The organism is Puniceicoccus vermicola (assembly GCF_014230055.1).
In the GTDB taxonomy this organism is placed as follows: Bacteria; Verrucomicrobiota; Verrucomicrobiia; order Opitutales; family Puniceicoccaceae; genus Puniceicoccus; species Puniceicoccus vermicola.
Genome location: NZ_JACHVA010000059.1, coordinates 1 through 5,950 on the forward strand (window position 1 = coordinate 1; position 5,950 = coordinate 5,950).

6 protein-coding genes are annotated in these 5,950 nt (G+C 55.6%); 4 read left to right on the forward strand and 2 right to left on the reverse strand.

Translation table 11 applies throughout. The features are described from left to right. Window positions 1-808, forward strand: an 808-nt coding sequence (locus tag H5P30_RS07565; protein ID WP_185692362.1) for an IS3 family transposase, incomplete at its 5' end; no start/stop codon positions are given. A 63-nt stretch (window positions 809-871) separates the two neighbouring features. Here the strand turns inward: H5P30_RS07565 and H5P30_RS07570 are convergent. Then, entirely contained in the window at window positions 872-1,999 is a 1,128-nt protein-coding gene (locus tag H5P30_RS07570) for an amidohydrolase family protein (protein WP_185692363.1), read from the reverse strand. An 89-nt stretch (window positions 2,000-2,088) separates the two neighbouring features. Next, entirely contained in the window at window positions 2,089-2,706 is a 618-nt protein-coding gene (locus tag H5P30_RS07575) for a methyltransferase family protein (protein ID WP_185692364.1), read from the reverse strand. A gap of 465 nt (window positions 2,707-3,171) precedes the next feature. Here H5P30_RS07575 and H5P30_RS07580 point away from each other — a divergent pair, with 465 nt between their 5' ends. The 3 genes from H5P30_RS07580 to H5P30_RS07590 all read left to right on the forward strand — a co-directional run. After that, on the forward strand, window positions 3,172-3,885 hold the full coding sequence (locus tag H5P30_RS07580) for a response regulator transcription factor (protein WP_185692365.1): 714 nt from the start codon (window positions 3,172-3,174) through the stop codon (window positions 3,883-3,885). Between the two features lie 79 nt (window positions 3,886-3,964). After that, window positions 3,965-5,221 carry an ATP-binding protein gene (locus H5P30_RS22445; RefSeq protein ID WP_185692366.1) on the forward strand — a complete coding sequence of 419 codons (1,257 nt, stop codon included), beginning with the start codon at window positions 3,965-3,967 and terminating at the stop codon, window positions 5,219-5,221. Window positions 5,222-5,597: 376 nt separating this feature from the next. Continuing rightward, on the forward strand, window positions 5,598-5,950 hold a 353-nt coding region (locus H5P30_RS07590; RefSeq protein ID WP_185691982.1), incomplete at its 3' end, for a transposase.

Genomic DNA, 5,950 nt, shown 5'->3' on the forward strand with positions numbered 1-5,950 from the left:
GAGTCGCCAGAACTATTACAAAAGACGTATGGAGCGTCGAGGCAAGGAGATGGAGACCGAGGCCGTGGTGGACTGGGTCAATCGTGAACGTGCGGTGCAACCGCAGTTAGGAGGCTTAAAACTGCACCATCGGATGAAAGAACAAGAGGTTCCTTTCCAACTGGGCCGCGACCGGTTCTTTGACCTGTTGAGGGAGAAAGACTTACTGGTCAAGCCGGAGCCGAGCACACCGCGCACAACTCAGTGGAAAGAGTATCTTCCCGTATTCCCCAATATCGTGGCTGAACGTCCGGCCGAGGCTCCGGAGGAAGTGTGGCTTTGCGATCTAACATACATCGCAACCGACGAAGGCTTCCAGTATCTTTTTTTGATCAGCGACCAGTTCTCGCGAAAAATCGTTGGTTATCATCTCAGCGATACGATGGAGACAACGGACGCCCTTGAGGCGCTGCGTAAGGCTTGTGGCAGCCTGACTCCGGGCAAAAAACCACGGCACCACTCCGATAGAGGATGCCAATACTGCAGCCATAAGTATGTCAACGAACTGCACAACCGCGGTATCTCGGTGAGTATGACCGAAGTGAATCATTGCTACGAAAACTCACAGGCCGAACGGCTCAACGGCATACTTAAGCAGGAATACGGACTCGGGAGAAAACTCCCGTCAAAAGCGATGGCAGCAAAGATGGTAGAGCACGCTATCGAGTGCTTCAATACGATCCGTCCACACCGTGCTCTGGAAATGAACTACCCGGAGCGAGTCCATCGCCGCGCCGCCCCCATGGGGGCGAATGTCTCCCTTAATTAATCCTCTTACAACGCAAACAATAACCAAAACTATACTGACAACTTTAAATCAGGATTGGACATGTCAGAGCTTTATGCCGAACAGATTTGCTGCATTTCGGAACGCGATTTTTTCCTTCGTCTCGCGTGGCAGATCCACTGCCCGAAACCAGTTGGTTCCTTCCTTCATGTCTGCAAACGGATAGTCGGTTGCAAACATCACCCGATCCACACGGATGTATTTCAGCAAGAGATCGAGCAGCTCATCCTGAAAGAATGCGCTAGTGGTGAACCAGAAGTTGTCATGGAAGTATTGCTCGAAAGGCTTATTGAGTGAAGCTTCGGTCGCCTTGCTCATTTCCCCCACGATGCGCTCGTAGAAAAACGGAAGGCCCTCTCCCATGTGACCGATGATGATCTGCAGTTTGGGAAATCTGTCGAACACCCCGGTCATGATCATTCGAACGCATTGAGTGACGACTTCCTGATGCCAACCATATGCGGAGATACTGAGAATCTGGTCCTGGAACTCCTTCTGATATTCCGGTCGCGCGGTCCTGTAGTAAATTTCGAAGACTTCGTCAGGCGGCAGGCCTGGGTGGATGTATATCGGCACTTCAAGGGACTCGGCACGCGCCAGCACCGGCTCGAAATCAGGATGATCGAGAAATTTTTTCCCGATGATCCCATTGGTCAGAGCTCCAAGGAAGCCATCTTCCCGAACCGCGCGTTCTAGTTCATCCGCTGAGGCCTCCGGATTCTGCAATGGGAGGGTTGCGAACGCCTCGAATCGGCCCGGGTAGGCCGCCATCGGTCCATCGACCAGCATTCGATTGAGACGATAGGCAAAATCGATGCCTTCCTGACCTGGAACATTCTGCACACCGGGTGTATGGGCGGAGAGGATTTGAACGTTGATTCCCGCCTCATCCATTGCACCGATGCGTCGCGGGCCGATTTCGGCAAGACCAGTGTCCTCAAGGAACAGCCTGTCGTTCAGCGTCATTAACTCATGGGTGGAAAAGGTTTCTTCCGTGCCGATAAATGGCAGGTCCTGGTCTCGCAACGAAATGTCTGAAATCTCTTTCGCGGCGGTGCGGGAGACTATGCCGGGCCCGGATAATCCGTCACCTACACCCTGCGCAGCCGGGTCACCTTGAAAGTTGCGGTGTCCTGTCGAAACGCTCTTTTGCGGTTTTTCGTTCTGTTTCATGTCAGCTTCTGCTCCGATGATTACGTTGCGCAGTCTGGGGTGCAAGCTTTGCCCGGCGAAGACTTATCCCGAAACTGGGAAAGTCCTCCTCAGAACGGAACCCTTCCGAAGATCAGGTAGCCTTGATCATGAATGATTTCGATCACGTCGATCAACGGGATGGCCACGAAAAACCATAGAACTTCCCGTAGATTTCTTTCGATTACCTTGATCGAGGTCATTCTTTCTTCCGAATCACGATGGTAGTTCGAAAAGCGGGGGAAGAAACGAGGAGTCGTGCTCAGGTAAGTTGAAAATGACGCGCCGAAGATCTCCAGAAGTCGCTTTTCTTCGCTCTTAATGACGAACCGATAGTACAGTAGAAAGAACAAGGCCGCGATCAGGGTGAGCAGCACGCTCTGGAGGGCCAGGAAGAGTCCCAGTGCTCCGATGAACGAAAAGAGATATAGGGGATTCCTGCAGAGGGAATAGGGTCCGTCGGTGCAAAGAACGGTGTTCTTTCGACCGGCAATGTAGATAGAGCACCAGATGCGGCCGAGTCCCGCGCCGATCAGGAGGAAAAAGCCGAGGATCTGCAGGGCATCGTAAACCCAGCTTCCAAAGGACTTTGGCACAGTGACGACAGCGGCCAGAATCAGAGAGACTGCGATTAGTGCAGAGACGGGCTTGCGGAGCCGTTCTACCAGAGGTGGTGAATCATGGATCATCGAGGCGGACTGGACAGTTGAATCTGTAAGATCGTTTGTCGGATGGACGTTATGAGAAAAATCATTCCAGAGTTCATGCTTGGCTGAACCGAACGGATTTCGGTCAGATGAACGTGCCGAGTATGAGACGTGGGGTGCCAGCATACGGAAGCGTGCGTTAACGGATCGTGAGGCGAACGTTAAAGAAACGCCAAATCGCACCCGCGTCCGCGCCTCACTTCTCGCCGCAATGGTGGAGTCCGACCGTCGGGAGCGACCGTTTCATCAAAAACGATCCTTTTCCGGGACCACTAAAAAACAGCGGAGTCATCAACAGAGCCGTAAAAGGGGAGATTGGATTCCTGCCCGCATGCTTCACGGATCGACTTTCGCTGAACAAACAGATTGACATGACGGAGGGGTCCGGCCAGCAAATGCGGAGACCGCGCGAAGGACGGCATTGTTCCGCCAGGTGCGCTTCTCACCATGATCGATGCTCCCAATACACCCGTTCTCCTCGTAGAGGATAATTTCGACTTAGCCGGCAATATTCAGGACTACCTCGAGCAACGGGGGTGGAGTGTCGACTATGTTCCCAACGGGGCCCTCGCCCTGCACCGTGTGACCGAGCAGACGCACGCGGCGGTGATTCTGGATCTTCGCCTCCCGGTAATTGACGGGCTGGAGGTTTGCCGTCGTTTGCGGAACAGCATCGCGCCCCGAATTCCCGTGTTGATGTTGACCGCCGCAGACTTGCTCGATGATCGGTTGACGGGATTCGCGGCAGGTGCGGATGACTACATGGTAAAGCCATTTGCCTTGCCGGAATTGTTCGCGCGGTTGCGGGCGCTCTTGCGTCGCAGTTCCGCGTTGCCTTCAACCTCGGTGTTGCGTCTGCACGACCTCGAATTGAATTCCTCGACCCGGGAGGTCTACCGAGGCGACCGGCGGCTCATCCTTACGCGCATGGGCTACTCCATCCTTCAATGCCTGCTGGCACGGTCCCCGGCCGTCGTTCCCCGACAGGAGTTGGAACGTCATCTCTGGGCGGATGACCCGCCCGGAAGCGACGCGATGCGCACGCATATTGCGACCCTGCGTGCTGAAGTGGATCGAGGGGAGCGAACCGCGCTGCTGCACACTCACCGCGGAATAGGTTATCAAATGGCCGTGATCGATCCGGCGCACCGACATGAGTGAATCGAAAAAACGGCCACCGGGTCGCCTGGCCTCGCGGATTCGCTGGCTGCTCGTGGGGTTGGCTGTTTCACAGGCCGTGGTGTTCGCGTGGGCTGGATGGCTGCTGCTGCTCACCGTCGAAGAGCGCGTCCAGAACCAATACTATGCGCACCTTCTCGAAAACGCGGCTCAGGCCGCCCCGGGGGATCCGCTGCCGCCCGGTGTGGTCCGCTACACTTCCAGCGAATCAATCAGCGAAGCGATGGGGCTTGCGGATCCACCCACGAAGCCCGGTCTGTATGCGGCATTCGGAGACAGTGATCATAATCGAAGCAAAGTGATGTATGGAATCCTTGACTACGTGTACTGGTCTCGCTGGGATGAAGAGTATGCGATCTGGGTCGACTCGCCCGGGTCGGGGCAGACGGTGACCTGGCTCGTCTCTCCGGTCGAGGAGTACACCGACGCGATTGTCGATTCGATTCAAATCGCACTCCTGGTGGCGGTGCTTGTCGTGATGGTGGTGGCGCTTTCCGTAGGTTCGTTGATTGCCCGATGGGCATTGAAGCCGATGGTCGTTCTCGCCGAGCGGGTGCAGAGACGGAATCCAGACATAAAGGCCGGTGCGCTTTCCCCAGGACGGTCGGCGCACATTGATCGCGACGAAGTTGGTTTCCTCGAGGGTGCGTTAGAAGCTTACGAAGTGCGTCTGCGCGAGTCGCTCGTACGGGAGCGCGACTTTCTGGTGGATTGCAGTCATGAGTTGCGGACACCTGTGGCCACCTTGAAAGGAGCGGTCGCCTTGCTTCAGACGGGCACGGATGATTCTGCGCGGGAGCGTTATTTCGGGCGAATCGAACGTTCCGTGCAACGCATGGAACGCTTGATCGAGATCTTTTTGATGATCTCTCGGGAAGGCTGCGAACAGACGCCGACGCAGACGGTCGCCCCGGCTGAGGTCGTCGCTGAGGTGGTGGATGATATTCGCGCGCTCTACCCCACACACCCGCTGCGGATTCAATTGTTCCTCGACGAAGCCGTGAGGATCGACTGCCATCGTGAAGTGCTGGCAGTGTTGTGCTACAACTTGATCGGCAACGCATTCAACCATCTCCCGGGCGGCGAGGTTTGCGTGCACGTGGATTCGATCAATGGCGAGGGGCGCCTGCGGATCGAGGACGACGGTCCGGGACTGCCCGAGTTCAGCGATATCGCCGTGGTGGCGTCGCCGGGGCATGGGTATGGGTTGACGCTTGTTGAACGCCTCTGTCGCACCCATGGCTGGCGGCTAAACAAAGTGCCGCGAGACCAAGGAGGCACGTGCATCGAAGTGATTTTCCCTCGCGCAGGCACATGAGGTGCGGACCTGCGCGAAGCAGGAGCCGTCAGAGGGGGGCAGGTTCGTTCGATGTATGGCGTTTTCAACCCATAGAGTCGGATGCGGGATCCGCTCCGCAGGAAGAGCCGCGCTGGAGAGGGGGGAATTCACCACAAAAAGCACAGAATTCACAAAAAGGGGATGTTGTGGGGCGCGGGTCTCAGGGCGCGGGGCGTGTGGGGGGCGGCTTCCGCCGGGACTCCTCATAGTAATGGGAGCTTCCAGCTCCCGGATCGCGCAGGAACGGAAGAGGGAGATGAATAAATGCGAACGCTAAACATTAAACGTTAAATTCCCAACATCGATGTCCCGACCTGAAATAGGTTGTCGGTTTTTGTAAAAGAAAGGAAAACCGATGAAAACAAAAAGTGCGATACGCTACAGCGAAAGCTTCAAGTTGCGAGTGGTCCGGGAATTAGAGGATGGTCGTTTTGAGACGATCACGCAGGCCCGTCGTCACTACGGGATATCCGGAACACGGACGATCCATGGCTGGCTGAAAGAGTTTGGAAAGAACTCAATGTTGCCCAAGGTAGTTCGTGTGGAAACGCCAGAAGAACAGATAGAACTCAAGCGCCTGCGCGAGCGTGTAAAGCAATTGGAGAAGGCCGTGGCCGATCAGTTTATTGCGAGTGAAGTGGAGAAGTCATTCCTGGAGATAGCCTGCGAACGTGCCGGGTATGATGACGTGGAAGAGTTCAAAAAAAA

Excerpts from the sequence above, each read along its gene's own strand:
- H5P30_RS07570 (WP_185692363.1), bottom strand. The coding sequence starts at position 1,999 with ATGAAACAGAACGAAAAACCGCAAAAGAGCGTTTCGACAGGACACCGC.
- H5P30_RS07575 (WP_185692364.1), bottom strand. The coding sequence starts at position 2,706 with ATGATCCATGATTCACCACCTCTGGTAGAACGGCTCCGCAAGCCCGTC.
- H5P30_RS07580 (WP_185692365.1), top strand. The coding sequence starts at position 3,172 with ATGATCGATGCTCCCAATACACCCGTTCTCCTCGTAGAGGATAATTTC.